This is a genomic window from Micromonospora sp. RTGN7 (assembly GCF_033804645.1).
Taxonomy (GTDB): domain Bacteria; phylum Actinomycetota; class Actinomycetes; order Mycobacteriales; family Micromonosporaceae; genus Micromonospora.
This window is the reverse complement of record NZ_JAPZLF010000004.1, coordinates 201,812-228,287: the sequence shown is the minus strand read 5'-3', so window position 1 is coordinate 228,287 and position 26,476 is coordinate 201,812. Positions and strand designations below refer to the sequence as shown.

Below are 26,476 nucleotides of genomic sequence, written 5' to 3'. Positions count from 1 at the left end.
AGCCACAAGGTGCGCAAGGTACTCATCGCCAACCGCGGCGAGATCGCCGTCCGCGTCATCCGTGCCTGCCGCGACGCCGGCCTGGGCAGCGTCGCCGTCTACGCCGACTCCGACCGGGACGCCCTGCACACCACCCTGGCCGACGAGGCGTACGCCCTGGGCGGTGACACCGCCGCCGATACGTACCTGCGGATCGACAAGCTGATCGACGTCGCCGCGAGGGCCGGCGCGGACGCGGTCCACCCCGGGTACGGGTTCCTCTCCGAGAACGCCGACTTCGCCCAGTCCGTGATCGACGCGGGCCTGACCTGGATCGGCCCGACCCCGCAGGCGATCCGCGACCTCGGCGACAAGGTCACCGCCCGGCACATCGCGCAGCGAGCCGGCGCTCCCCTGGTCCCCGGCACCGCCGACCCGGTCGCCGGCCCCGACGAGGTGATCGCCTTCGCCGTTGACCACGGCCTGCCGGTGGCCATCAAGGCCGCCTTCGGCGGCGGCGGGCGCGGCCTCAAGGTGGCTCGCACGATGGAGGAGATCCCGCACCTGTTCGAGTCGGCCACCCGGGAGGCGGTCGCCGCGTTCGGGCGGGGCGAGTGCTTCGTCGAGCGGTACCTGGACAAGCCCCGGCACGTCGAGGCGCAGGTCCTCGCCGACCAGCACGGAAACGTGGTCGTCGTGGGCACCCGGGACTGCTCGCTCCAGCGCCGGCACCAGAAGCTGGTCGAGGAGGCCCCCGCGCCGTTCCTCACCCACGCCCAGCGCGCCCAGATCCACGACAGCGCCAAGGCGATCTGCCGGGAGGCCGGTTACCACGGTGCCGGCACCGTGGAATACCTGGTCGGCGCGGACGGCACCATCTCCTTCCTGGAGGTCAACACCCGGCTCCAGGTCGAGCACCCGGTCACCGAGGAGACCGCCGGCGTCGATCTCGTCCGCGAGCAGTTCCGGATCGCCGACGGCGAGAAGCTGCGGCTGGGCGAGGACCCGGCCCCGCGCGGGCACTCCATCGAGTTCCGGATCAACGGCGAGGACCCGGGCCGCAGCTTCCTGCCCGCCCCCGGCACGGTCACCGCGCTGCGGCTGCCCACCGGCCCGGGTGTCCGGGTCGACACCGGCATCTCGGCCGGCGACGTGATCGGCGGCAACTTCGACTCCCTGCTGGCCAAGGTGATCATCACCGGCGAGACCCGCACCGAGGCCCTGGAGCGGGCCCGGCGGGCGCTGGACGAGATGGTCGTCGACGGGATGGCCACGGCCCTGCCGTTCCACCGGCTCGTGGTACGCGATGAGGCGTTCACCGCCGCGCCGTTCACCGTGCACACCCGGTGGATCGAGACCGAGTTCGACAACACCGTCCCGCCGTTCACCGCCGCCGCAGGCCCCGCCGAGGGCCCGGCCGAGCGCGAGACCGTCGTGGTCGAGGTGGGCGGCAAGCGGCTGGAGGTGACCCTCCCCGCCGGCCTCAACGGGGGTACGACCGCAGCCGCGCCCGCCACGCGCAAGCCGGCCCGCCGGGGTGGCGGGGCCAAGGCCGGCGTCGCGGTCAGCGGCGATGCGCTCACCTCCCCGATGCAGGGCACCATCGTCAAGGTCGCCGTGGCGGACGGGGACACCGTCGCCGAGGGCGACCTGGTGGTCGTGCTCGAGGCGATGAAGATGGAGCAGCCGCTGCACGCCCACAAGGCGGGCACGGTCAGCGGCCTCGCGGCCGAGGTCGGCGCCGTCATCACCGCCGGCGCGGCAATCTGCACCATCGCCTGACCACGCCCCGGGCGGTGACCCTGCTACTCGGCTGACCACGCCGGCTCCCGGGCGTGGTCGGGGTGTTTTCGGCTACCACCGGGGGCGCGGGAGCCTGCGGGCGGGAATGATGGCGACGTGCGGTTCCTTCATGGCGCGGTTCCCGCGCACGACCTGACCTACAACGACGTCTTCATGACGCCGGCCCGCTCCGAGGTTGCCTCCCGGCTGGACGTCGATTTGGCGACCACGGACGGCACGGGCACCACGATCCCGCTGGTGGTGGCGAACATGACGGCGGTGGCCGGCCGGCGGATGGCCGAGACCGTCGCCCGCCGCGGTGCCATCGCGGTGATTCCGCAGGACATCCCGATCGAGGTGGTGGCCAACGTCGTCGGCTGGGTCAAGCGGCGGCACCTGGTGCACGACACCGCGATCACCCTCGGCCCGACCGACACCGTCGGCGACGCCATCCACCTGCTGCCGAAGCGCTCGCACGGCGCGGTCGTCGTGGTCGACGAGGCCGGCCGCCCGCTGGGCGTGGTGACCGAGGCGGACACCCTGGGGGTGGACCGGTTCGCCCAGTTGCGGCACGTGATGTCGACCGAGCTGCACACGGTGCCGGCGGACGCGGACCCGCGTACCGGTTTCGACCGACTCTCGGCGGGCCGGCGACGGCTCGCCCCGGTGGTGGACGGCGAGGGCCGCCTGGTCGGGGTGCTGACCCGCAAGGGCGCGCTGCGCGCCACCCTCTACCGGCCGGCCGTCGACGACCGGGGCCGGCTGCGGGTCGCCGCGGCCGTCGGGATCAACGGCGACGTCACCGGCAAGGCCGCCGCACTGCTCGAGGCGGGGGTGGACACCCTGGTGGTGGACACCGCACACGGCCACCAGGCGCGGATGATCTCCGCACTGCGGGCGGTCCGCGGGCTCGACCCGGGCGTCCCGGTCGCGGCCGGCAACGTGGTCACCGCCGACGGGGTACGCGACCTCATCGAGGCCGGCGCCGACATCGTGAAGGTGGGCGTCGGGCCGGGCGCGATGTGCACCACCCGGATGATGACCGGGGTGGGGCGCCCGCAGTTCTCAGCCGTGCTCGACTGCGCGGCGGCGGCCCGGGAGTTGGGCCGGCACGTCTGGGCCGACGGCGGGGTACGACACCCCCGGGACGTGGCGCTCGCGCTGGCGGCCGGCGCGTCGAACGTGATGATCGGTTCCTGGTTCGCCGGCACGTTCGAGTCCCCGGGGGATTTGTACGCGGACGCGGACGGCCGGCGGTACAAGGAGAGCTTCGGGATGGCGTCGTCCCGGGCGGTGAGCGCCAGGACCGCCGACGACAGCCCGTTCGACCGAGCCCGTAAGGCGGTCTTCGAGGAGGGCATCTCCTCGGCCCGGATGTACCTGGACCCGAACCGCCCCGGGGTGGAGGACCTGATCGACGAGATCATCGCCGGGGTGCGCAGCGCCTTCACGTACGCGGGCGCGCGGGACCTGGCCGAGTTCGGCGAGCGCGCACTGGTAGGGGTGCAGAGCACCGCCGGCTACACCGAGGGAATGCCCCTGCCAACAAGCTGGTAACCCCCCCCCACCCCCCACCCCCGCCGATCTTGCAGTTGCGGCCTCCGATAAGGGCGTTTTCACCTCTTTGCCCGGGCCGCAACTGCAAGATCGCGCGGGGCCGGTAACCCCGCTCGCCCCCGTGCGTTGCTCTGAGCGGAGCGCCCCTCGCAAACCACCGTCGTTATTTTGTTTGGGGCCTGACTATCAGGGGGCTAATCTGGTTGCCATGGACCTGACCGGACTGGGAGACGTGCCGCTCGGCCGACTGCTGGTGACCGCCGGCCACATCGTCGGCCAGCACTGGAACCGCTACCTGGCCGAGGAGCACGGCCTCACCCAGGCCGGCATGGGCACCCTGATCACCCTCGCCCGGCACGGCGAACTGCCCCACCGGGTGGTCGCCGAGCGTTGTTTCGTCCGGCCGGCCACCCTTACCGGCATCATCGACACCCTCGAACGCGACGGCCTGGTGGAGCGGCACCGTGACGACGCCGACCGGCGTAGCGTGCGGCTGGCCCTCACCCCCGCCGGCCGGGAGCGGGTCACCAAGCTCACCGCCCTCATGCGGAACACTGGACCACTGACCTCCGTCGACGCCGACCCGGCGAAGGCGGCCGTGATCCGGGAGTTCCTGTTCGAGGTCATCAGTAGTGGAGAGGAGCCAAAGATGACGAGTCCCAACGCGAGGCCGGAGGGCCCTGCGTGCTGATCCGGCTACTCCGCACCCACCTGCGCCCGTACAGTCGAGCACTGGCGGCGGTGGTGGCGTTGCAATTCGTCGGCACGATAGCCTCGCTCTACCTGCCGAGCCTCAACGCCGACATCATCGACCGGGGCGTTGCCGTCGGTGACACCGGCTACATCCTGCGCACCGGCGTCTGGATGCTGCTGGTCAGTGTCGTCCAGATCATCTGTTCGACCGCTGCGGTCTATTTCGGCGCGCGTACGGCGATGGGCTTCGGCCGGGACGTCCGGGGAGAGATCTTCGAGCACGTCAACCGGTTCTCCGCCCGCGAGGTGGCCCGCTTCGGCGCGCCCTCGCTGATCACCCGCAACACCAACGACGTGCAACAGGTGCAGATGCTCGTGCTGATGAGCTGCACCATGCTCGTCGCCGCGCCGATCATGAGCGTCGGCGGGGTGGTGATGGCGCTGCGCGAAGACGCCGGGCTCTCCTGGCTGATGCTGGTCTGCATCCCGATGCTCGCGGTCGCGCTCGTCCTGATCTTCCGGCGGATGGTCTCCGGCTTCCGGCTCATGCAGACCCGGATCGACACCGTCAACCGGGTGCTGCGCGAGCAGATCACGGGTATCCGGGTGGTCCGCGCGTTCGTCCGCGAGCCGTACGAGACGGAACGCTTCGGCCGCGCGAACGCCGACCTGACCGCGACCGCCCTGCGCATCGGCCGGCTGATGGCCCTGATCTTCCCGGTGGTGATGCTGGTGCTCAACCTCTCCAGCGTCGCGGTGCTGTGGTTCGGCGCGCAACGGGTGGACGCCGGCCAGATCCAGGTCGGCGCGCTCACCGCCTTCCTCCAGTACCTGATGCAGATCCTGATGGCGGTCATGATGGCCACCTTCATGCTGATGATGGTGCCGCGCGCCGCGGTCTGCGCCGAGCGGATCGGCGAGGTGCTGGACACCGACTCGTCGGTGGTCCCGCCGGCCACGCCGGTCACCGAGGTGACCGCCCGGGGCGAGTTGGAGCTGCGCGACGTGCGGTTCCAGTACCCGGGGGCGAGCGCGCCGGTGCTGCACGACATCTCGTTCCGCATAACGGCCGGTCGCACGACAGCGATCATCGGCAGCACCGGCTCCGGCAAGACCACCCTGCTCACGCTGATCCCCCGGCTCGTCGACACCACCGCCGGCGCGGTGCTGGTCGACGGGGTGGACGTCCGTGACCTGGCCCCCGACGAGCTGTGGCGGCGGATCGGTCTGGTGCCGCAGCGGCCGTACCTGTTCAGTGGCACGATCGCCAGCAATCTGCGGTACGGCAACCCGGACGCCACTGACGAGGAGCTCTGGGCCGCCCTGGAGATCGCCCAGGCACGCGAATTCGTCGCCGAGCTGTCCGAAGGGCTGGCCGCCCCGATCGCGCAGGGCGGCACCAACGTCTCCGGCGGGCAGCGGCAGCGCCTGGCCATCGCCCGGGCCCTGGTCCGCCGGCCGGAGATCTACCTGTTCGACGACTCGTTCTCGGCACTCGACCTCGGCACCGACGCCCGGCTCCGGGCGGCGCTGCGGCCGGTCACCGCAGACGCGGCGGTGGTGATCGTGGCCCAGCGGGTCTCCACGATCGTCGACGCCGACCAGATCATCGTTCTTGAGGACGGGGGCATCGTCGGGATGGGCCGACACGCCGAACTACTGGAAGACTGCCCGACGTACGCGGAGATCTTCGCCTCCCAGCAGACGGCGGGGGTGCCGGCATGACCGCCGTACCTGCTCAGAAGCCCGCATCCCCGGGTTCGCAGCCCGCCGGCGGGGGCGAAGCACCGAAGCCGCTGCCACCGGGCGGCCGGCGCGGCGGCCCGCCGTGGGGCGCCACCGGCGGGCCCGTGGAGAAGTCGATGAACTTCGGGCCGTCCGCCCGTCGGCTGCTGGGCCGGCTACGCCCGCATCGGCTCCCGCTCGTCGCCATCATCGCCCTGGCTCTGGTCAGCGTCGGATTCAGCGTGTACGGGCCGAAGATCCTCGGCCACGCCACCGACCTGATCTTCAGTGGGGTGATCGGCCGCCAACTGCCGGCCGGCACCACCGCCGAGCAGGCCGTGGCGGCGGCCCGGGCCGCCGGAAACGACAACTTCGCCGACATGCTCGCCCGAATGGACGTGGTGCCCGGGGCGGGCATCGACTTCACCGCCCTGAGCCGGGTGCTGCTGCTGGCGCTCGGGCTCTACCTGGCGGCCAGCCTGCTGATGTGGTGGCAGGGCTGGATCCTCAACGGCGTGGTGCAGCACACCGTGCTGCGGCTGCGCGCCGAGGTGGAGGAGAAACTGAATCGGCTGCCGCTGCCGTACTTCGACAAGCAGCCCCGGGGCGAGTTGCTCAGCCGGGTCACCAACGACATCGACAACATCTCGCAGACCCTCCAGCAGACCCTGAGCCAGCTACTCACCGCGCTGCTCACCCTGATCGGCGTGCTGGCCATGATGTTCTGGATCTCGCCGCTACTGGCGCTGGTCGCCCTGGTCGCGGTGCCGCTGTCGGTGGTGGTGACCGCCCGGATCGCCAAACGGTCGCAGCAGAAGTTCGTCGCCCAGTGGAAGCACACCGGCGAGTTGAACGGCCAGATCGAGGAGGCCTTCACCGGCCACGAGCTGGTCAAGGTCTTCGGCCGGCAGCGCGAGGTGGGGGCCGCCTTCACCGCCAAGAACGAGGAGCTCTTCCGGGCCAGCTTCGGCGCCCAGTTCATCTCCGGGATCATCATGCCGGCGATGATGTTCATCGGGAACCTCAGCTACGTGGCGATCGCCGTGGTCGGCGGGCTGCGGGTGGCCTCGGGAACGATGAGTCTCGGCGACGTGCAGGCGTTCATCCAGTACTCCCGGATGTTCACCCAGCCGCTCACCCAGGTCGCCGCGATGGCCAACCTGCTCCAGTCCGGGGTGGCCTCCGCGGAGCGGGTGTTCGCCGTCCTCGACGAGCGGGAGCAGAGCGCCGACCCGGCCGTCCCGGCCCGGGTCACCGACCCGCACGGCCGGGTCGAGTTCGAGCACGTCTCCTTCCGGTACGAGCCGGACAAGCCGCTGATCGCCGACCTGTCGCTGATCGCCGAGCCGGGCCACACCGTGGCCATCGTCGGGCCCACCGGGGCGGGCAAGACCACCCTGGTCAACCTGATCATGCGCTTCTACGAGCTGGACGGCGGCCGGATCACCCTGGACGGCGTGGACGTCGCCACGCTGAGCCGGGACGACCTGCGCGGCCGGATCGGCATGGTCCTCCAGGACACCTGGCTCTTCGGCGGCACCATCCGGGACAACATCGCCTATGGCCGGCCGGACGCCAGCGAGGAGGAGATCGTGGCCGCCGCCCGGGCCACCTTCGTGGACCGGTTCGTCCACAGCCTCCCCGACGGCTACGACACCGTCATCGACGAGGAGGCCAGCAATATCAGCGCCGGCGAGAAGCAGCTCGTCACCATTGCCCGGGCGTTCCTGGCCGAGCCTTCGCTGCTGATCCTCGACGAGGCGACCAGCTCGGTGGACACCCGCACCGAGGTGCTGCTCCAGCGGGCCATGGCGGCCCTGCGCTCGGACCGGACCAGCTTCGTGATCGCCCACCGTCTCTCCACGATCCGCGACGCCGACCTGATCCTGATGATGGAGAACGGCCGCATCGTCGAGCAGGGAACGCACGACCAACTGTTGGCCGCCGAGGGCGCGTACCACCGGCTCTACCAGTCCCAGTTCACTCAGCCCGACCCGGTGGTCTCCCTCGACGCCGAACCCCAGCCCGCCGCGATGCAAGGCTGATACCCGCTGTGGACGACGAACCACCCACAGCGGGCGGGCCCCTGGCCGGGCGGCGGGCCGGCGTGGCCGAACAGGCCATGCCGGCCCGGCTCCACGGGAGCAAGGGTGGGCCGCCGGCACGGGACCTGCCGGCGGCCCATGGCGGCCCGGTCATCGGAGACGGGGGCCCGACGCGCCTGGGCCGCGCGACAAACGGTACGCCGGCCCGCACCGATCCACCGCCCGCCTTCACCCGTACGCCGAGGTCGGGAAGGGCGACCGGCCTCGGCGGGACCGGCTCGGGGACTGCCCGTCGCACCCCGTGGCCTCGCAGTGTCGGCGGTCACCGCCGGCCGGGCCGGGCCACGGTGACCGCCGACACGCCGTCAGGCTCAGCAGATCCGATCAGCCGAGGTGGCAACCGTGCTCGAACTTCTCACTGAGGTTGCGTCGCCGCTCTGGGCCTACCTGGCGCTGCTCGGGCTGCTCGTGGCCGACGCGTTCGTCCCGGTGATCCCCACCCAGGCCGTGATGATCACCGGCGGGGCGCTCACCGTGTACGGCGGGCTGAGCCTGCCCCTGACCATCGGCGTCGGCGCGCTCGGCGTCTTCGTCGGCGATCTGGCCTGCTACCTGCTCGGCCGGAGCGCGCCCGACCGCCAGAGTCCCCGGAGCGCCGAGCCGGGCTGGGCCCGCCGGATGGCCGGGCGAATCACCAGAAGGCTGCGCCGCCCCGGGCCACTGGTGATCCTGCTCTGCCGCTTCGTCCCCGGGGGCCGGATGGCCGCCTGCTTCTCGGCCGGCCGCAGCCGTTACCCGTACCGGCTCTTCCTCGGGTACGAGGCCCTGGCGGCGTGCAGCTGGGCCACGTACGGGGCCCTCGTAGGTCACCTGGGCGGGAAGGCGCTCACCGAGTCGGCCTGGCAGCTGCTGCTGATCGCGGGGGCGGCGGCAGCCGGCTTCGCGGCGGCCGGATGGGCGATGACGGTGTTCGGCGCCCGCAACGTTCGCCCTGAGGCCCCCACGGACTGACCCCCGGCGAGCGGCACGCGAGGGGTTGACCTGAACTCCGCTTCAGCTCCTACGGTCTGAGGAAGTGGGGCGGGCGACGCCCGGATTCAGGCGAGGAGGCGGAGATGATTCTGGTGACGGGGGCGACCGGCACAGTCGGCCGGGAAGTGGTGTCGATCCTGACGGCACATGGCGAACGGGTCCGGGCGGTCAGCCGGAATCCCACCGCCGCCGACCTGCCGACCGGGGTGGAGGTGGTGGCCGCCGACCTCACCGACCCGGCGTCGCTCGCCGCGCACCTGACCGGCGTGGACGCGGTCTTCCTGATCTGGCCCTCCGCCGACCCGGCACTGGCCCGCCGCGCCGCCCCGGAGGTGGCGCGGGTGATCGCGGCCCGGGTGCCCCGGATCGTCTACCTCTCCGCGCCGGGCGCGGCCGACCAACCGGAGTCGTTCTGGGCGGTCGTGGAGCGGGCCGTCGAGGAATCCGGGGCGGGGTGGACGTTTCTGCGCCCGACCGGCTTCGCGGCCAACACGCTGATCTGGGCCGACCAGATTCGCGCCGGCGACGTGGTGCGTTGGCCGTACGGGGACGCGGCCCGATCGCTGATCCACGAGCGGGACCTCGCCGAGGTGGCGGTCGCCGCACTGACCTCGGACGAGCACCTGGGCGCCCGTCACCTGCTCAGCGGCCCGGCGACGCTGAGTCAGGAGCAGCAGGTGCACGCCATCGGCCGGGCGCTCGGCCGGAAGCTGCGCTGGGCGGAGATGCCCCGGGACGAGGCCCACGCGCTGCTGGCCGGGGCGTTCGGCAACGCCGCCTTCGCCGCGTCAGCCCTGGACGGTTGGGCCGCCTTCGTCGACCGCCCCGAGCAGGTCACCACCACGGTGGAGGCGGTCACCGGCCGCCCCGCCCGCCCGTACACCGAATGGGCGGCCCACCACGCCGACGCCTTCCGCTGACCGCCCCGGCCTCGGCGGCTACTCCAGCTCGTGGAGCATGAGCTGACGGGCGGCCTCCGTGATCGAACCGGACAGGCTCGGGTAGATGGTGATGGTCTGGGCCAGCTCGTTGACCGTCAGGTTGTTCTCCACCGCCATCGTGATCGGCAGGATCAGCTCACTGGCCTTCGGTGCGACCACCACACCGCCGATCACCTGGCCGCTCGCCGGGCGGCAGAACAACTTCACGAAGCCGTCGGCGAGGTCGTACATCTTCGCCCTGGCGTTGCCCGTCAGCGGCAGCATCACCTGCCGGGCCGGGGTCTTGCCGGATTCCACCTCGTTCTGGGAGACGCCGACGGTGGCCAGCTCGGGGTCGGTGAAGACGTTCGCCGCGACCGTACGCAGCCGCAGCGGCCGGACCGCCTCGCCGAGCGCGTGCCACATCGCGATCCGGCCCTGCATCGCGGCGACGCTGGCCAGCGGCAGCACCCCGGTGCAGTCGCCGGCGGCGTAGACGCCGGGAACGTTGGTCCGGGACACCCGGTCGACGGTGATGTAACCGCCCCGGGCCAGCTCGACGCCGTACTCGCCGAGGCCGAGGCCGGTCGTGTTGGGGATCGAGCCGACCGCGATCAGCGCGTGCGAGCCCTGCACCAGCCGCCCGTCGGCCAGCTCGACCTCGACCCCGTCGGCGGTGCGGCGGACGCCCTCGGCGCGGGAGTTGTTGAGGATCGTCATCCCCCGGGAGCGGAAGACCCGTTCGATCGCCATCGCCGCGTCGGCGTCCTCGTGCGGCATCACCCGGTCGCGGCTGGAGACGAGGGTGACGTCGACCCCCATCGCCAGGTACGCGCTGGCGAACTCGGCGCCGGTGACGCCGGAGCCGACCACGATCAGGTGCTCGGGCAGCTCGGCCAGGTCGTACACCTGCCGCCAGGTCAGGATGCGCTCGCCGTCGGGCAGGGCGGTGGGTAGCTGGCGCGGGGTGGCACCGGTGGCGACCAGCACGGTCGACGCGTCGACCGAGTACTTCTCGCCCCCGTCGGCGGGGGTGACGACCACCCGGTGGGTGTGACCGAGCATGTCATCGCCGAGCCGGGCCGTCCCGGCCACGAAGGTGACGCCGGCCTTGACCAGCTTGGCGTGGATGTCGGCGGACTGGTGCAGGGCCAGCCGCTTGACCCGCTCGTGCACCGTACGGGCGTCGACGGTGACCGCTTCCAGCCCGTCGGAGTGCACCCCGAACTGCTCGGTGTCCCGGTACCCGGTGACCACCTCCGAGCTGGCGATGAAGGTCTTGGACGGAACGCAGTCGGAGAGCACACAGGCGCCACCGGCCCCCTCGGCCTCCACCACGGTGACATCAGCGTCCAGCTGGGCGGCGACCAGGGCCGCCTCGTACCCGGCCGGCCCCCCGCCGATGATCACGATCTGGCTCACAGCTATCGCTCCTCGTCCATGCTCACGGTGACTTTCTTCTTCCCGACGCGTTCGACACGCACCGTCGTATTCTCCCCCACCCGTCCGCCGGGCTATCGTCATCGCCGTGCGTCACTACGCCGCCTACGGCTCAAACCTGGACCCCGCCCGGATGCGCGCCTACTGTCCGCATTCGCCGATGGTGGGCATCGGCTGGCTGGAAGGCTGGCGGCTCACCTTCGCCGGTGAGGGCGTCATCGGCTGGGAGGGGGCGGTCAGCACGGTCGTCGAGTCCCCCGGCGACCGCGTCTTCGTGGCGCTCTACGACATCCATTCCTACGACGCCGCCCAGCTCGACGAGATCGAGGGGGTGACCGCCGAGACGTACCGCAAGCTGCACGTCCGAGTCTCCACCCTCGACGGGGAGGTGACCGCCTGGGTGTACGTCTTCGACGGGTACGAGGGCGGCCTGCCGACGGCGTGGTATTTGTCGGAGATCGCGAACGCCGCCGAGAAGGCGGGCGCGCCCGACGACTACGTCATCGAGCTGCGGTCCCGCCCGACCGGCACCGCGTCGGCGTAGCGCGTCTCGCACGTCTCCAGTTTGCTCCGCCCGCCGCACGGGCCGCCCGCCGCCCCCGCCCCGGGTCGCGCACCCCACAGCGTCGACCGCCGGGCGGTTCAGCCGGCCGCCGGGACGACCAGCTCGTACAGGTCGATGGTGCGGGTGCGCTCCTCGCGCAGGCCGACGGAACGGTAGAGGGGAAGCGGGGCGGTCGGGTTGGCCAGGTCGACGCCGAGACCGGCGAAGGCCCGGCCCTTGGCGGCGTACCGGTGGAACGCCCACAGCAGCAGCGCCGCGCCGACGCCACGTTTCCGCTCTCCGGGCAGCACGGCCAGGTTCTTGACGAACCCCTCGCCCCGGTCGAGCGCCTGGTCGGAGGATTGGAGCACGCCGACCGGGGCGCCGTCGGACTCGGCGAAGAACCACTCGTCCCAGGCGGAGCCATCGCCGATCCGGGCCCGCCATCGCTCGTACGGCAGCGGCTCGTAGTCGGCAATATCCCGGAACGCGGTGTCGTAGACCCGGTGGAACGCCCGCAGGTCCGCCTCGTCGTCGGGGCGCACCTGACGGATCGTCACCTCGGCGGGTGGGACGGGCGGCTCTGCCGGCAGGTCGGCCAGGGGGCGACGCATCCGGACGTACCGCTTGGCGTGGGTGAACCCGCGGTCGAGCAGGGCCGCGCGCCACTGGTGCTCCGGCGGGTAGGCCGCGCAGCGGACCGTGAGGGCCGGCAGCCCGCGCTCGGCGGCCCGCTCGGCCACCCGGGCGAGCTGCCGGTCCAGCAGCGGAACCTGGACGGCCCGGCCCGCCGCCGGGTCGGCGAAGACGTCGACGGACTCTCGCCCGACGCCGGTGGGGTTCTCCACGGTCGCCCAGGCGACCACCGTTCCGAGCGGGTCGAGGCCGAGCCAGCAGTCCCGGGTCGGGTCGACGTACGGCGCGGTCAGCGCGGCCTGGACATCGTCGGCGTCGAAGTCCGGGTAGCCGATCGCGTAGGTGTCGGCGGCGTGCACCACCGCGAGGATCGACGGCACGTCGTCGAGAGTGGGGCGACGCACGCTCCAGCCAACGGGAAGGGACACCGCACGATCCTGCCAGCCGCCCGCCACCCGCGCCGCCCATTTAGGCGCTGGGCGGGCCGCCGCCGCGCGGTCAAGCGCCGCTCACCGCGACCCCGGGTTGGAATGCCGGCCGGCCGGCCGGGCGGGCCGCTCAGCCCGACGCGGCAAGAGGGAACCCTCGCTACCGCAGGTGTCAGGAAGAGGGTCTTCCCTGCACCCGGGCGCGGGTGGCGGCCAGCAGGTCCAGCAGCGCGGCCCTCTCATCTGGAGCGAGGGCGCAGAACCCGGCCGAGGTCAGCCGGTCGGTCACCGCCTCCGCCCAGAGCCGGCGACGCACCTGCGGGCCGATCCGGGGGTACGGCGGTGGCCAGCCGCAGGCCAGCGCACCGGCCTCCCCCTCCGGCCCGGCGAGCAGCGCCTCCAGCGGGGTCATCCCGCCGGCCCGCACCGCCATCAGGTATGCCCCGGCGAACTGCTCGCGCAGCAGCAGCAGGCCGAGGGCCGCCCGGGCGCCCGGGGAGTCGCCCGGCGCTGTCATGGCCCGCCGGGCGGCGAACAGCGGCATCCCCCCGGCATCCGCCGTGTCGATCACCCGGTGCAGCAGCGCGGCCAGCCGGTCCACCCCGGGCAGGTGGGCCAGGTTCTCGTCGCCCCAGCGACAGCATTCGGCGAGGCTCGCTTCGGCCACTTCCAGCGGGCGGACCACCCGGGCGGCGCCGTCCCACCCGTCGACGACGGCCTCCGGGGCGATGAAGCCGAGGGCGGCTGCCACCGTCGGGGCCCGGACGTCGCCCAGTGCCCCGGCCCGGCCGACGATGTGGAAGGCCCAGCCGGAGATGCCGAGCAGGCGGGCCCGGCGCAGCGTGCGGGGGCAGCGAGTGAACCTCTCCCCGAGCTCCAACACGTGCGGCCTGCTCGCGGCGGCGACCTGCTCCGGCGTCATCGCCACTCAGTCTCCCCCGCTGTCTCCCCCGCCGTCAGCCCCCTCTTCGGCATCGATCGCCTCGATCGCTCCCTCGACCTCGCCGGTGCGCCGCCGGGCGGCGGTGACGGCGCGTTCGGCCCCTCGGCGGGCCAGCTTGCGCCGGCTCAGTTCCTGTTCGGCCTCGGCGCGTCGCCGCTCCAGCGCGGCCAGCGACCGCTCGATGTCGGCCAGTTCCTCGGCGCCGTCGTGCTCGGCGTCCGCCGCGCCGGCCAGCTCCGCCTCGGCCCGCCCCTGGTCGGTACGCGCCTTCGTCAGCTCCCGTTCCAGCGCCCGGCGCTGCCGAGCCCGCTCGGCCCCGGCGGCCCGTTGCGCGGCCCGTTCGTCGCGTTCCCGCCGGCTCCGGTCCCGCTCGGCGACCCGGCCGGTGGCGGCGACCCGGCCGGTGGCGGCGACCGGCGGGGATGCCTCGCCGCCGGTGACCAACCGCAGCTGGGGACGGGGCACCTCGCCGAAGCCGGCGTAGCTGGTGGCCCGCAACAACCGGCCGGAGCGCACCTGCTCGGCGACGCCGGTGTCGGAGAGCACGGCGTTGAGCGTCGTCTCCACCTCGGCCAGCGGCAGCTTCCCGCCCGGCGGCCCGCCCTCGGCGTCGGCCGCCAGGTGGCGCACCTCGGCGACCAACGCTGCGACCAACGCCCGGCGTTGGGCGGAGAGTTCCCGCAGCCGGGGACCGCGCAGGTCGCGCTGGGCCGCGCGCAGCGCCTCGGCGAGCTGGGCCAGGTCGGCGACGAGTTCGGGACGGCGGATGGCGAGCAGGTTGACCAGCCAGGCGGCCACGGTGGGGCGGCGCAGCCGGGCGATCTCCCGGGCCGTGGCCGGATCGCCGGCCCGTCGGGCCTCGCCGACGGCAGCGTCGCGGGTGGCGACAAACCGGTCCGGCGGCTCGGAGTAGAGCCGTCGGACCAGGTCCCGAGGGGGCGGCACCGGGTCAGGCCTCGAGCCGGCTGCCCGGCTCGAGGCGCTGGTAGTCGGTCTTGGACAGGGCGGCGTACTGGCGGTTCAGCACCGCGAGACCGTTGTCGTTGAGCAGCCCGTCGTGCAGGGCGTATGCGCGGCGCGGGGCGACCGCGCGGATGAAGTCGAGCACCTCGGAGAACTTGGACCAGGGGGCGTGGATCGGCGCGAAGAGCGTGTCCACCTGGACGTCCTCGGGCACCACGAGGGAGTCGCCGGGGTGGTAGACCACGTCGTCGAGCAGGTATCCCAGGTTGTCCACCACCGGGATGTCCGGGTGGATGACGGCGTGCCGACCGCCGTACGCCCGAACCGGTACGCCGGCCGCGGTGAACGACTGCCCGGGGGTCACCGGTTCCAGTGCCTCAGCCGCGTCGCCGAGGACGCCGGCCAGCGAGGCCGGGCCGTGGACGCGGAACGGCCGGCGGTCGAGCTGCCGGGTGACCGCCTCGACGTCCAGGTGGTCGGGATGTTCGTGGGTGATCAGCACCGCGTCCGCCCCGTCCAGTGCGGCCGGGTCGCTGAAGCCACCCGGGTCAACGACCAGCACCCCTCCGTCGTGTTCGACGCGTAGGCACGAGTGGGCGTACTTGATGAGCTGCATCATGACTCCTTGATTATCGAATCGTGATGATCCTGAGCGCAGTCTGCCGGAACCCGGGGGACGCCGCGGCACGTCTGACGTATCGCCCGAGTGGGCCGTAATGGATGGGAGCGGGAATGGGCGTACGCGCAGGACAGAGGTTGCTGACGGCGGTTGGGCTGGTGGCCCTGCTCGCGGTGGGCGGGTGCAGCGCGGGCGGCGGTCAACAGACGTCGGCCGACTCAGCGGGATCGGCGGAGCGGGCCGCACCCCAGGCCGAGAGTGACGCGGGAAAGGCGAAGGCGGGCGCGGGCGGCGGGTCGCCGGACCTGCGGGTCGACCAGCGCTCGATCGTCTACACCGGAACCATGCGGGTACGGGTGGACGAGGTGGACGCCGCCGCCCAGTCCGCGGTGACCGCGGTCACCTCGGCCGGGGGCTTCGTCGGCGGCGACGAGCGGCGCAGCGCCGGCGCGGGCGCGTGGGCGGAGCTGAAACTGCGCGTACCGGCGGCGCGGTTCGCCGTCGTGCTGGAGGAGCTGGCGAAGCTGGGCCGGCAGGAGCACCGGTCGATCCGTACGGAGGACGTGACCGAGGAGACCGTGGACCTGGACGCCCGGATCGCCACCCAGCGAGCCCGGGTGGAGAGTGGTCGCAAGCTGTTGGCCCGGGCCACCTCGATCGGCGACCTGGTGACGTTGGAGGGCGAGGTGGCCCGGCGGGAGGCCGACCTGGCGTCGCTGGAGGCGAAGAAGCGCCGGCTGGCCGACCTGACCGCGCTTTCCACCATCACCATCACCCTGGCCGGCAAGGACGCGGAGACCTCGGACGACGAGTCGGAGACCGGCTTCCTGGCCGGCCTGCGCGGCGGCTGGGAGGCGTTCGCCGTCTCGGTGGGTGTCCTGCTCACCGTGCTCGGGGCGGTGCTGCCCTGGGCCGTGGCCCTGGGCCTGCCCGTGGCGCTGCTGGTGGTGCTGCTGCGCCGGCGCCGGCGCAGGCCGGCGCCGGTCCTCAGCGAGTCGCCGCGAGTGCCCGCAGCACGGTCTGCACCATGAGTCGGACGCCGAACGCGATGGCGCGCTCGTCAACGTCGAACGAGGCCCGGTGCAGGTCGACGTTCGGGCCGGGCTTACCGACGCCGAGGCGGGCCAGCGCGCCCGGGACGTGCTCCAGATACCAGGAGAAGTCCTCGCCGCCCATGCTCTGTGGGGTCTCCGCGACGCCGTCGGGGCCGAGCGCCGCGACGGTGGCGGCGGTCAGCACCTGGATCGCCCTGGCGTCGTTGCTGACCGGCGGGCGACCGCGCAGGTACTCCAGGTCGACCGCGGCCCCGGTCGGGGCGATGACGTCCCGGACCACCTGAGCGACGATCTCGGGAGCCTTTTCCCAGGTGTCGCGGTCCATCACCCGCAGGGTGCCGGAGGCGCACGCCTCGGAGGGGATGACGTTGCACTGGGTGCCGGCCGAGGCCTGGCCGAAGACCAGCAGCAGCCCGCTGTTGGCCGGCACCCGGCGGCTGACCAGGGCGGGCACCTCGGTGACCAGCCGGCCGAGCGCGTCGACCAGGTCGACGGTCAGGTGCGGGCGGGCGGTGTGCCCACCCGGCCCGGTGAGCCGGACGGTGACGTTGTCGGCGGCGGCGGTGATCGGGCCGACCCGCAGGCCGACCTTGCCGGCCGGCTGGTTGGGGTCGCAGTGCAGGGCGAAGATCTGCACCACGTCGTCCAGGCCGCCGGCCTCGATGACCTCCAGCGAGCCGCAGGGCAGGATCTCCTCGGCGGGTTGGAAGATCAGCCGGACCCGGCCGTCCAGCTCGCCGAGGTCGGCGAGCTGGGCCAGCAGCATGCCGACGCCGAGCAGCACGGTGGTGTGCACGTCGTGGCCGCAGGCGTGGCAGACGCCTTCCCGGGTGGACCGGTACGGCACGTCCTTGACGTCGGTGAGCGGCAGCGCGTCGATGTCGGCGCGGAGCGCGACCACCGGGCCATCGGGGCGTCCGTCGATGTCGCAGATGACGCCGTTGCCCTTCGGCAGCAGGCGCGGGCGCAGCCCGGCGAGGGAGAGCTCGCGGGCGACCAGGGCCGCGGTCTCGAACTCCTCGCCGGAGAGCTCCGGGTGGGAGTGGATGTGCCGGCGGGTGGCGACAAGCCCGGGCTCCCGCAGGGCGAGTAGATGGTCCAGCTCGAAGGGAAGGGGCTGGGACCCGGACGGCGCTTGCGGCCACGCCGACGACGCCAGCTGGCTGCCATCCGGCAGCGTCAACGCACTCGTCACGTCGAAATCTCGATCACTAGAAATGATTGGATCATCCGGAAGGACAGCAGACAGCCTAGACCTCCGGCGGTGACGCTGTGCAACTTCATTCCCGTAGCGATCGGACCGCGCAGCGTCACGAAAACCCTGGTGGAAGGGCTCGACAATCTGCGGGACAGCAGGTAGATCGCGTTCGAACGCCGTCATCTGCCCCACACCTCCTACAACCCGTAATCGAGTCAACGGTCGCGAAATCGCCGTCGATCCCGGGGCCGCCGTTTCCCGAATTGTCGCATTAGTCGCTTCAATTGACTGCCGCTCGGACAATTAACCGACCGCGATCAGCGGCCGGTCGACCCCGACGGTGACACGGCGGGACGCCGCAGTCGCGCACACGCTGTCCGACCCCGTCACCCGGATGGGGTACCCCACCGCCCCCGGAGACACACATCCGACGCGCCACGCCTTCCCGGTGCCGTGGGAGGCGGGGTGGGGGCCGTCAGAACCGGTCGCTCGGGCGGTACGTGCCCCAGACCAGGCGCAGGGTGCCGCAGACCTCGCCCACCGTGGCCCGGGCCCGCAGGGCCTCCTTCATCGGGTGGAGCACGTTCTCCGTGCCCTCGGCGGCGGCGCGCAGTACGTCGAGGGCCCGCGCGACGGCGCCACCGTCGCGTTCCACCCGCAGCTTGGCCAGCCGCTCGGCCTGAGTCGCCTCGATCGTCGGATCGACCCGCAGTGGCTCGTACGGCTCGTCGGTGTCGACGGTGAACCGGTTGAGCCCGACCACCACCCGCTCGCCCGAGTCGATCTCCTGGGCGATCCGGTACGCGGACTGCTCGATCTCCCGCTTCTGGAAGCCCACCTCGATCGCGTCCACCACCGAACCGTGGTCGGCGACCCGGTCCATCAGCTCGGTCACCGCCGTCTCGATCTCGGCGGTCATCGCCTCCACCACGTACGAGCCGGCGAACGGGTCGACCGTGGCGGTCAGGTCCGTCTCGTACGCCAGCACCTGCTGGGTGCGCAGGGCCAGCCGGGCGGCCTTCTCGGTGGGCAGGGCGATGGCCTCGTCGAAGCTGTTGGTGTGCAGCGACTGGGTGCCGCCGAGCACGGCGGCGAGCCCCTGCACCGCCACCCGGACCAGGTTGACCTCGGGCTGCTGGGCGGTGAGCTGCACACCCGCGGTCTGGGTGTGGAAGCGCAGCATCATCGACTTCGGGTTCTTCGCCCCGAACTCGTCGCGCATCAGCCGGGCCCAGATCCGCCGGGCGGCACGGAACTTCGCGACCTCCTCCAGCAGCGTGGTCCGGGCGACGAAGAAGAACGACAGCCGGGGCGCGAAGTCGTCCACGGCCAGCCCGGCGGCCAGCGCGGCGCGGACATACTCGACGCCGTTGGCCAGCGTGAAGGCGATCTCCTGCGCGGGCGTGGCACCGGCCTCGGCCATGTGGTAGCCGGAGATGGAGATGGTGTTCCACTTCGGCACCTGCTCGTGGCAGTACGCGAAGGTGTCGGCGACCAGCCGCAGCGACGGCTTCGGCGGGAAGATGTACGTCCCCCGGGCGATGTACTCCTTGAGGATGTCGTTCTGGATGGTGCCGTTGAGCGCCGACCCGGCGAGCCCGGCCTCCTCGGCGACGAGCTGGTAGAGCAGCAGCAGCACCGAGCCGGGGGCGTTGATCGTCATCGAGGTGGAGACCTTGTCCAACGGGATGCCGTCGAAGAGCAGCCGCATGTCCTCGATGGAGTCGATGGCCACTCCGACTTTGCCCACCTCGCCGTGCGCGATCGGGTCGTCGGAGTCGTACCCCATCTGGGTGGGCAGGTCGAAGGCGACGGAGAGGCCCATCGTCCCGGCCCGCAGCAACTGGTGGTAGCGCGCGTTGGACTCGGTGGCGGTGCCGAAGCCGGCGTACTGGCGCATGGTCCACGGCCGGGAGGTGTACATCGTGGGGTAGACCCCACGGGCGTACGGGAACTCGCCAGGGTCGCCCAGCCGGGAGTCCAGGTCCTCGGGCAGGTCGCCCGCCGTGTAGAGGGCCTTGATCGGGAAGCCGGACTCGCTCGACCGCGGTTCGCTCATCTCCGGATGGTAGGACGCGGGGGCGCACGGACGGGTGAGGGATTCCGCACATCCGCCACCTTCGTCCGGGGGTGACCCCAGAGTGAACAACCAGCCACGCACGGTCGAGTTCGACAAACGTCCGCCGCGTCGGGTTTCGCATCCGGCGTCGGAACCAGCAAGATAGAGGCGTTGTGTCCCAGCCCCCTCGATTTACCCCGGTGGCTTTTCTGTGACTCAGATCCCGACGTGGAGCGGCGGACCGATCAGTCCACCCCACGGACGCGCGGCGCCCGGCACCACCATCGGTGGTCGCTACTCGCTCCGGTCCGCGGTGGGCAACGGCGGCATGGGCACGGTGTGGCGTGCCTCAGACACCCTGTTGCGGCGCGACGTGGCGGTGAAGGAGGTCATCCTCCCGCCGGGCCTGGCCCCGAGCGACCGCGACGCGATGTACGAGCGGACCCTGCGCGAGGCGCGCGCCGCCGCCGCCATCCAGCACCCTGCCGTGGTCCAGGTGTACGACGTGGTCACCGAGGGTGGCCGCCCCTGGATCGTGATGGAGCTGCTGGACGCCCGCAGCCTGGCCGACATGGTGATCGAGGACGGGCCGGTCGCGCCCCGCGCGGTCGCCAAGATCGGCATCGCCCTGCTCGGCGCGCTGGAGGTAGCGCACGCCATGGGCGTGCTGCATCGCGACGTCAAGCCGGCCAACGTGCTGATCTGCACCGACGGCCGGTGCGTGCTCACCGACTTCGGCGTGGCCAAGCTCCCCACCGACGTGCAGCTCACCACCCCCGGGATGGTGCTCGGCTCGCCGCACTTCATCTCCCCCGAGCGGGCGATGGGCCAGGAGTTCGGCCCGCCCAGCGACCTGTTCTCCCTCGGCGTGACCCTCTACACGGCGGTCGAGGGGCGGCCCCCATTCGACAAGGGCGACCCGATCGAGACCATGCACTCCGTGGTCGAGGATCCGCCGGCCACCCCGCAGCGCAGCGGCCCACTGACCCGGGTGCTGATGGGGCTGCTGGAGAAGGACCCGGCCCGCCGGCTCGACGTGCACACCTCCCGGGCGATGCTGCGCGAGCTGCTGGCCGGCCCGCTGACCAGCAACGCCACCGCCGTCCACTCGGTGACCGACCCGTACGCGGTGGTGCCGGTGGCGCCGCGGCCCCCGGTCCCCGTCAATCCGCCGCCAGCACCCGAGTCGCCCGGCGGACAGATCGGTGGCTCGGCGATGCTCGCCCCCGGCGAGTCGCTGACCGACCGGCTGGCCGCGCTGCGCCAGGGCGGCACGGCGAAGAAGGCCATCACCTCCGCCGCCGCGAGCGCCGCCGCGCTGGACGACACCAGCGCCGACGCGCTCGCCGGCCCGCTGCACACCCCCACCGGGGCGATGCCCACGCCGACGCCGCCTGCCGCGCCGACGCCGACGCCACCGGCCGCCCGGACGTACGGTGGCTCGTCGGACGCCACCCAGCGGGTCGACGCGGGGGGTGCGCCGGAGGCCACCCAGCGGGTGACGTACGGCAGCTCGCCCGACGCCACCCAGCAGGTGCCCTTCGGGCCCCGCCCCGACGCCGTCCAGCAGGTGCCCTTCGGGCCCCGCCCCGACGCCGTCCAGCGGGCGCCCTTCGGGGTCCTGCCGGGCACCAAGCGACACCCCTTCGGCGGGCCGGACGCCACCCAACGGGTCGGCCCCCCCGACGCCACCCAGGCGGTGCCGGCGTACGGCACACCCGAGGCGACCCAGCGGCTCGGCGGGCAGTACGGCGGCGGCCAGTGGTCGGTCGCCGGCACCGGCCAGCCGTGGGCCACCCCGGGCACCGCGCCCACCCCGGCCGACGGCGGCAAACCCGGCGGCGTCGGCCGGATCGTGGCCGGCGTGCGGGGCTGGCCGCGCAAGGTGCAGCTCGCGGCGGCCGGCGGCCTCGCGGTGCTGCTGCTGGTGGCCGCGGTCGTCCTGTTCAGCGGCGGCGACCCGGAAGGGCCGGCCACCCCGGCGGCGCCACCCGCGCCCCCCGCGGCCCCGGTGGTCGAGATGCAGGAGCACTCGACCAAGGGCATCACGGTGCAGGTACCCAAGGGCTGGGAGCGTAAGAGCGCCGGTGTCTGGGTCGACTTCATCGACCCGGAGGACGGCGGGCGCAAGGTGCGCATCCTCGCCGAGGACTGGGGTGGCACGTCGTCCCTGCGCTGGGCCGAGACCGCCGAGAGGGGCCTGCGGACCAGGTCCACCTCCTGCCCGAAGCCCTACAACCAGCTGTCGATGTCCGAGCAGAAGCTCGACGGCCAGTCGGCGGCCGAGTTCGAATACACCTGCGGCGAGGGCGACGGCATGCGGCACGGGGTGTGGCGCGGGGTGGTGCACGAGGGGAAGGTCTACTCGTTCTACCTCTCCGCCACCGACGCCCGCTTCGCCGAGAGCAAACCGATCTTCGAAAAGATGGTGACGTCGTTCAAGCTCGGTGGGGCCAACTGAGGCCCACCGGGGGCGAGGCCGATGCGACGTGGTGTTCCGCCGCCGTGCTATCAAGAGGCAATGGCGGCGGAACCCACTGAAGTTGACGACATTCGCGACCAGGCCCGGCGGTGGCTCGACGACGACCCCGACCCGGCCACCCGCGACGAGTTGCGGGCGGTGCTCGACCGCCTACCGGCGAGCGCGCCCGAGCTCGCGGACCGGTTCGCCGGGCCGCTGACCTTCGGCACCGCGGGGCTGCGGGGGCCGCTGCGCGCGGGTCCGAACGGGATGAACCTCGCCGTGGTCACCCAGGCCGCCGCCGGGCTGGTCGGCTGGCTCGCCGCCCAGGGCGCGCCCGGTCCGCTGGTGATCGGGTACGACGCCCGGCACGGTTCCCGGGAGTTCGCCGAGCGCACCGCCCAGGTCGCCACCGGCGCGGGCCGCCCGGCGCTGCTGCTGCCCCGCCCGCTGCCCACCCCCGTGCTGGCGTACGCGGTGCGGCACCTCGGCGGGGTGGCCGGTGTGATGGTCACCGCCAGCCACAACCCGCCACAGGACAACGGCTACAAGGTGTACCTGGGCGCGCGGCTCGGCGGCGGGCTGGGCGCGGGGGCGCAGATCGTTCCGCCGGCCGACACCGGGATCGAGGCGGCCATCCGGGCGGTCGGCCCGCTGGCCCAGGTGCCGCTCGGGCCGGCCGGGCAGGTGCTCGGCGACGACCTGGCCGCCGCGTACGTGGACCGGGCCGCCGCCGTGGTTTCCGCAGACGGACCACGCGATCTGCGGGTGGCGTACACCCCGCTGCACGGGGTGGGCGCGGCGGTGCTGACCGCCACCTTCGCCCGCGCCGGGTTCGGCGTGCCCGGCGTGGTGCCCGAGCAGGCGGAACCGGACCCGGATTTCCCGACCGTGAGCTTCCCCAACCCGGAGGAGCCGGGGGCGGTGGACCGTCTCGTCGCGCTCGCCGAGCGGACCGGTGCGGACCTGGCGATCGCCAACGACCCGGACGCGGACCGCTGCGCGGTGGCCGTCCGCGACGCGGGAACCGGCTGGCGGATGCTGCGCGGCGACGAGGTGGGCGCGCTGCTCGCCGACCACCTCATGCGCCGGGGTGTGCGGGGCCTGTACGCCACCACCATCGTGTCGTCGTCCCTGCTGCGGGCGATGTGCGCGGCCCGGGGCCTGCCGTACGACGAGACGCTGACCGGGTTCAAGTGGATCGTCCGGGCCGGCGGCGGCTCCGCCCCGCTGGTCTTCGGCTACGAGGAGGCCCTGGGCTACTGCGTCGCCCCGGAGCACGTGCGGGACAAGGACGGCATCACCGCCGCGCTGACCGTCGCCGAACTGGCCGCCGGCCTGAAGGCGGAGGGCCGCACCCTCACCGACCGGCTGGACGAGTTGGCCGCCGAGTTCGGCGTGCACCACACCGACCAACTCTCGGTGCGGGTCGACGACCTGCGGGTGATCACCGACGCGATGGCCCGGGTCCGGGCGGCCACCCCGACCGCGTTGCTCGGCCACCCGGTCACCGAGGCGCGGGACCTGCTCCCCGAGGCAGACGTGGTGATCCTGCGTACCGACGCGGCCCGGGTGGTGATCCGCCCGTCGGGCACCGAGCCGAAGCTCAAGGCGTACCTGGAGGTGGTGGAGCCGGTCGCGGGCGGCGACGTGCCGGCGGCCCGCACCCGCGCGGCCACGGCGCTCGCCGCGCTGCGCGCGGAGGTCGCGACGACCCTCGGCCTGTAGGTGAGTGCGGAAGGGCACCCATCAACGGGGGTGCCCTTCCGCACCTCTCAGGCGCGCTTGCCGAGGGCGGCGTCCACCGCCTGCCCCAGAGCGGTGACGACCAGCGCCACCGAGGGGCGGACCACCGAGACGTCCAGACCGACGTCGCCGGAGAAGCCGGCCCCGTCGGCGATCTCCGCCAGCCGTACCCGGGCGTCCCGGGCGGCGTCGCCGGTCAGGCCCAGCGCCGGCTCCATCCGGAGCACCGCCACGAGGGTGGCCAGGGCAGCGGTCCGCTCGTCGGGAAGCTGCCCGTCGGCCAGCGCCTCGGCCAGCCGACGCCGGATGTCCTCCTCCACCGAGGCGTCCGTGGTCGGGTAGCGGTGCACGTGGATGAAGCCCAGCTCGGTCTCCTCGACGTCACGTACCACCCCCCGGCCGACCAGGTCGCCGAGGATCCGGTCGCGGAGGGCGTGGCGCAGCCGCTGCACCCAGGAGGACGGGGTGTGCGGGGTGTCGGCGGCCATCCGGCCCAGCACCTCGTCGAGCCGGGGCTCGCCGGTGGGGGCCGAGTCGGTGACCACCAGGTTGCCGTCGGCGTACGCGATCCGGCCGGCCAGCGCCAGCTCGATCAGCACCGCGGCGGCCATTCCCAGGTCGAGGCTGATCCGCGGCATGGTCGCCTTGCCGGATTCGTCGTCGTACGCGAGGAGCAGCAACTCCTCGGCGAGCACAACACCAGTCATGGCCCGAGACGGTAACGCCTGCGCGCAATTCCGCGCACCCCAACCCGCCCCCGTGAGAGGGGAACCCTTCTATACCTCAGGCGTTAACGAGGTGCCCTTCCTTGCACCTCAGAAGCGGGGCATGCCGCCGAACTGGCGGTCGCCGGCGTCGCCGAGGCCCGGCACGATGAACATCTGGTCGTTGAGGCCCTCATCGATCGAGGCGGTGACCAGGCGCAACGGCAGGCCGGACTGCTCCAGCCGGCGGATGCCGACCGGCGCGGCGAGGACGCAGAGCACGGTGATGTCGGTGCAGCCCCGGTCGGCGAGCAGCCGGCAGCAGTGCTCCAGGGAGCCGCCGGTGGCCAGCATCGGGTCGAGGACCAGCACGGGCAGGCCGGACAGGTCGCGGGGCAGCGACTCCATGTAGGCGCGCGGCTCGTACGTCTCCTCGTCGCGGGCCAGGCCGACGAAGCCCATCGACGACTCGGGAAGCAGGCCGAGGGCGGCGTCGGCCATGCCGAGACCGGCCCGCAGCACCGGCACCAGCAGCGGCGGGTTGGCCAGCCGGGTGCCCTCGGTGCCGGTAACCGGGGTCTGCACCTGGTATTTCTCGACGGGGAAGGAGCGGGCGGCCTCGTACACGAGCATGGTGGTGAGCTCGTGCAGCGCGGCCCGGAACGAGGAGGAGTCGGTGCGTGCGTCCCGCATGGCGGTCAGCCGCGACTGGGCGAGCGGGTGGTCAATGACGTGTACGTCCACGATCACTCAACCTACCGAACGGTCGGCTCGCCCAGTGCGGGCGCAGGCCCGGCAGCGACGCCGCTCACCCCGAAGGACCTCCCCGCGGCCCCCGGCGACCTCTCGGGGGCCTTGCGGGGGCCTCGCGGGGCCCTGCGGCGGCCGAATCGAGGCCATCGTGATCGAGATCACAACGCGGGTCGATGCGTAGACTTCCCGGCATGACGGCGACAGCGACGTCGGCCCGGTCGGACCTATCCGAACTGGGACGATCCGAGACCGCTCTGCGGGCCTTCCTGCACGGCCTGCCGGGCGTGGACCAAGTGGGCGCGGAGCAGCGGGCGGCCCAGCTCGGCACCCGCTCCATCAAGACCACGGCCAAGGCCCAGGCGATCGACCTGGCCATCCGGATGGTCGACCTCACCACCCTGGAGGGCGCGGACACCCCCGGCAAGGTGCGGGCGCTCGCGGCGAAGGCGCTGCGCCCCGACCCGGCCGACCCGACCTGCCCGCACGTCGGCGCGGTCTGCGTCTACCCGGCGATGGTCCCGTACGTCGCCGAGGTGCTGCGCGGGTCGAGCGCCGGCTCCGGACCGGGCCAGGTGGCCGGACCCGGGGTCGTGCACCTGGCCAGCGTGGCGACGGCGTTCCCCTCCGGGCAGGCACCGCTGGAGGTGAAGCTCGCCGACACCCGGGCCGCCGTGGCGGCCGGCGCGGACGAGATCGACATGGTGATCAACCGGGGCGCGTTCCTGGCCGGGCGTTACTCCGAGGTCTACGACGAGATCGTGGCCACCAGGTCCGCCTGCGGGGACGCCCATCTGAAGGTGATCCTGGAGACCGGCGAGCTGTCCACGTACGACAACGTGCGGCGGGCCTCCTGGCTGGCCATGCTGGCCGGCGCCCACTTCATCAAGACCTCCACCGGCAAGGTGCCGGTCGCGGCGACCCTCCCGGTGACCCTGGTGATGCTGGAGGCGGTCCGCGACTTCCGCGCCGCCACCGGGCGGCAGGTCGGCGTGAAACCCGCCGGCGGGATCAAGAACACCAAGGACGCGATCAAGTACCTGGTGATGGTCAACGAGACCGTCGGCGCGGACTGGCTCGACCCGGACTGGTTCCGGTTCGGCGCGTCCAGCCTGCTCAACGACCTGCTCATGCAGCGCACCAAGCTGACGACCGGCGTCTACTCCGGTCCCGACTACTTCACCCTGGACTGAGAGT

Annotated in this window: 21 protein-coding genes; 12 read left to right on the top strand and 9 right to left on the bottom strand. The window is 72.8% G+C overall.

Translation table 11 applies throughout. The features are described 5' to 3' along the window. The first annotated feature begins 9 nt into the window (after nt 1–9). The 7 genes from SNR22_RS07930 to SNR22_RS07900 all read left to right on the top strand — a co-directional run bounded on the left by SNR22_RS07930 (nt 10) and on the right by SNR22_RS07900 (nt 9,733). Nucleotides 10–1,761: an acetyl/propionyl/methylcrotonyl-CoA carboxylase subunit alpha gene (locus tag SNR22_RS07930; RefSeq protein WP_320065826.1), complete on the top strand. Its 1,752-nt coding sequence runs from the start codon at nt 10–12 to the stop codon at nt 1,759–1,761. Nucleotides 1,762–1,878: 117 nt separating this feature from the next. Continuing rightward, the gene (locus SNR22_RS07925) at nt 1,879–3,318 is read left to right on the top strand and encodes a GuaB1 family IMP dehydrogenase-related protein (protein ID WP_320065825.1); all 1,440 of its coding nucleotides are present in this window, start codon (nt 1,879–1,881) and stop codon (nt 3,316–3,318) included. Between the two features lie 208 nt (nt 3,319–3,526). Beyond that, nucleotides 3,527–4,009, top strand: a complete 483-nt coding sequence (locus SNR22_RS07920) for a MarR family winged helix-turn-helix transcriptional regulator (protein ID WP_320065824.1) — start codon at nt 3,527–3,529, stop codon at nt 4,007–4,009. Further along, entirely contained in the window at nt 4,003–5,736 is a 1,734-nt protein-coding gene (locus tag SNR22_RS07915; protein ID WP_320065823.1) for an ABC transporter ATP-binding protein, read from the top strand. Before SNR22_RS07920 ends, SNR22_RS07915 begins: the two co-directional genes overlap by 7 nt. Next, on the top strand, nt 5,733–7,781 hold the full coding sequence (locus tag SNR22_RS07910; RefSeq protein WP_320065822.1) for an ABC transporter ATP-binding protein: 2,049 nt from the start codon (nt 5,733–5,735) through the stop codon (nt 7,779–7,781). Before SNR22_RS07915 ends, SNR22_RS07910 begins: the two co-directional genes overlap by 4 nt. 402 nt (nt 7,782–8,183) lie before the next feature. After that, nucleotides 8,184–8,792, top strand: coding sequence for a DedA family protein (locus SNR22_RS07905; protein ID WP_320065821.1), 609 nt, complete (start codon nt 8,184–8,186; stop codon nt 8,790–8,792). A gap of 104 nt (nt 8,793–8,896) precedes the next feature. Further along, nucleotides 8,897–9,733, top strand: a complete 837-nt coding sequence (locus SNR22_RS07900; RefSeq protein ID WP_320065820.1) for an SDR family oxidoreductase — start codon at nt 8,897–8,899, stop codon at nt 9,731–9,733. Nucleotides 9,734–9,751: 18 nt separating this feature from the next. Here the strand turns inward: SNR22_RS07900 and SNR22_RS07895 are convergent, their stop codons facing one another. After that, entirely contained in the window at nt 9,752–11,155 is a 1,404-nt protein-coding gene (locus SNR22_RS07895) for an NAD(P)H-quinone dehydrogenase (protein WP_320065819.1), read from the bottom strand. Nucleotides 11,156–11,261: 106 nt separating this feature from the next. Here SNR22_RS07895 and SNR22_RS07890 point away from each other — a divergent pair, with 106 nt between their 5' ends. After that, the gene (locus SNR22_RS07890; protein WP_320065818.1) at nt 11,262–11,717 is read left to right on the top strand and encodes a gamma-glutamylcyclotransferase; all 456 of its coding nucleotides are present in this window, start codon (nt 11,262–11,264) and stop codon (nt 11,715–11,717) included. 98 nt (nt 11,718–11,815) lie between these two features. On the opposite strand, the gene SNR22_RS07885 is transcribed toward SNR22_RS07890, so the two are convergent. The 4 genes from SNR22_RS07885 to SNR22_RS07870 form a co-directional block, all read right to left on the bottom strand. Then, nucleotides 11,816–12,781: a GNAT family N-acetyltransferase gene (locus SNR22_RS07885; protein ID WP_320065817.1), complete on the bottom strand. Its 966-nt coding sequence runs from the start codon at nt 12,779–12,781 to the stop codon at nt 11,816–11,818. 172 nt (nt 12,782–12,953) lie between these two features. After that, nucleotides 12,954–13,703 carry an SCO6745 family protein gene (locus tag SNR22_RS07880; protein ID WP_320066012.1) on the bottom strand — a complete coding sequence of 250 codons (750 nt, stop codon included), beginning with the start codon at nt 13,701–13,703 and terminating at the stop codon, nt 12,954–12,956. 6 nt (nt 13,704–13,709) lie between these two features. Then, nucleotides 13,710–14,669: a hypothetical protein gene (locus SNR22_RS07875; RefSeq protein ID WP_320065816.1), complete on the bottom strand. Its 960-nt coding sequence runs from the start codon at nt 14,667–14,669 to the stop codon at nt 13,710–13,712. 4 nt (nt 14,670–14,673) lie between these two features. Then, on the bottom strand, nt 14,674–15,303 hold the full coding sequence (locus tag SNR22_RS07870) for an MBL fold metallo-hydrolase (RefSeq protein ID WP_320065815.1): 630 nt from the start codon (nt 15,301–15,303) through the stop codon (nt 14,674–14,676). Between the two features lie 104 nt (nt 15,304–15,407). Between SNR22_RS07870 and SNR22_RS07865 the strand changes: the two genes are divergently transcribed. After that, complete coding sequence (locus SNR22_RS07865) at nt 15,408–16,337, top strand: DUF4349 domain-containing protein (protein WP_413775608.1); 930 nt, start codon at nt 15,408–15,410, stop codon at nt 16,335–16,337. Here SNR22_RS07865 and SNR22_RS07860 read toward each other — a convergent pair. Further along, entirely contained in the window at nt 16,294–17,556 is a 1,263-nt protein-coding gene (locus SNR22_RS07860; RefSeq protein ID WP_320065813.1) for an amidohydrolase, read from the bottom strand. The two genes, SNR22_RS07865 and SNR22_RS07860, sit on opposite strands and share 44 nt — an antisense overlap. Before the next feature lie 478 nt (nt 17,557–18,034). Further along, nucleotides 18,035–19,618: a methylmalonyl-CoA mutase gene (locus SNR22_RS07855; protein WP_320065812.1), complete on the bottom strand. Its 1,584-nt coding sequence runs from the start codon at nt 19,616–19,618 to the stop codon at nt 18,035–18,037. A gap of 211 nt (nt 19,619–19,829) precedes the next feature. Here SNR22_RS07855 and SNR22_RS07850 point away from each other — a divergent pair, with 211 nt between their 5' ends. Then, nucleotides 19,830–22,079, top strand: coding sequence for a serine/threonine-protein kinase (locus SNR22_RS07850; protein WP_320065811.1), 2,250 nt, complete (start codon nt 19,830–19,832; stop codon nt 22,077–22,079). Nucleotides 22,080–22,139: 60 nt separating this feature from the next. Beyond that, nucleotides 22,140–23,807 (top strand): phospho-sugar mutase, encoded by a 1,668-nt coding sequence (locus SNR22_RS07845; protein ID WP_320065810.1) that lies wholly within the window; start codon nt 22,140–22,142, stop codon nt 23,805–23,807. A gap of 47 nt (nt 23,808–23,854) precedes the next feature. Here the strand turns inward: SNR22_RS07845 and SNR22_RS07840 are convergent, their stop codons facing one another. Further along, nucleotides 23,855–24,532, bottom strand: coding sequence for a GOLPH3/VPS74 family protein (locus SNR22_RS07840; RefSeq protein WP_320065809.1), 678 nt, complete (start codon nt 24,530–24,532; stop codon nt 23,855–23,857). A 108-nt stretch (nt 24,533–24,640) separates the two neighbouring features. Next, on the bottom strand, nt 24,641–25,273 hold the full coding sequence (upp, locus tag SNR22_RS07835; RefSeq protein WP_320065808.1) for a uracil phosphoribosyltransferase: 633 nt from the start codon (nt 25,271–25,273) through the stop codon (nt 24,641–24,643). 200 nt (nt 25,274–25,473) lie between these two features. Between upp and deoC the strand changes: the two genes are divergently transcribed. Next, on the top strand, nt 25,474–26,472 hold the full coding sequence (gene deoC, locus SNR22_RS07830; RefSeq protein ID WP_320065807.1) for a deoxyribose-phosphate aldolase: 999 nt from the start codon (nt 25,474–25,476) through the stop codon (nt 26,470–26,472). Nucleotides 26,473–26,476: the final 4 nt, after the last annotated feature.

Bases quoted from the DNA above. Each gene is read 5' to 3' on its own strand.
- deoC (WP_320065807.1), top strand. From the start codon at position 25,474: ATGACGGCGACAGCGACGTCGGCCCGGTCGGACCTATCCGAACTGGGA.
- SNR22_RS07865 (WP_413775608.1), top strand. From the start codon at position 15,408: ATGGGAGCGGGAATGGGCGTACGCGCAGGACAGAGGTTGCTGACGGCG.
- SNR22_RS07855 (WP_320065812.1), bottom strand. From the start codon at position 19,618: ATGAGCGAACCGCGGTCGAGCGAGTCCGGCTTCCCGATCAAGGCCCTC.
- SNR22_RS07880 (WP_320066012.1), bottom strand. From the start codon at position 13,703: ATGACGCCGGAGCAGGTCGCCGCCGCGAGCAGGCCGCACGTGTTGGAG.
- SNR22_RS07870 (WP_320065815.1), bottom strand. From the start codon at position 15,303: ATGCAGCTCATCAAGTACGCCCACTCGTGCCTACGCGTCGAACACGAC.
- SNR22_RS07900 (WP_320065820.1), top strand. From the start codon at position 8,897: ATGATTCTGGTGACGGGGGCGACCGGCACAGTCGGCCGGGAAGTGGTG.
- SNR22_RS07845 (WP_320065810.1), top strand. From the start codon at position 22,140: ATGGCGGCGGAACCCACTGAAGTTGACGACATTCGCGACCAGGCCCGG.
- SNR22_RS07910 (WP_320065822.1), top strand. From the start codon at position 5,733: ATGACCGCCGTACCTGCTCAGAAGCCCGCATCCCCGGGTTCGCAGCCC.
- SNR22_RS07840 (WP_320065809.1), bottom strand. From the start codon at position 24,532: ATGACTGGTGTTGTGCTCGCCGAGGAGTTGCTGCTCCTCGCGTACGAC.
- SNR22_RS07920 (WP_320065824.1), top strand. From the start codon at position 3,527: ATGGACCTGACCGGACTGGGAGACGTGCCGCTCGGCCGACTGCTGGTG.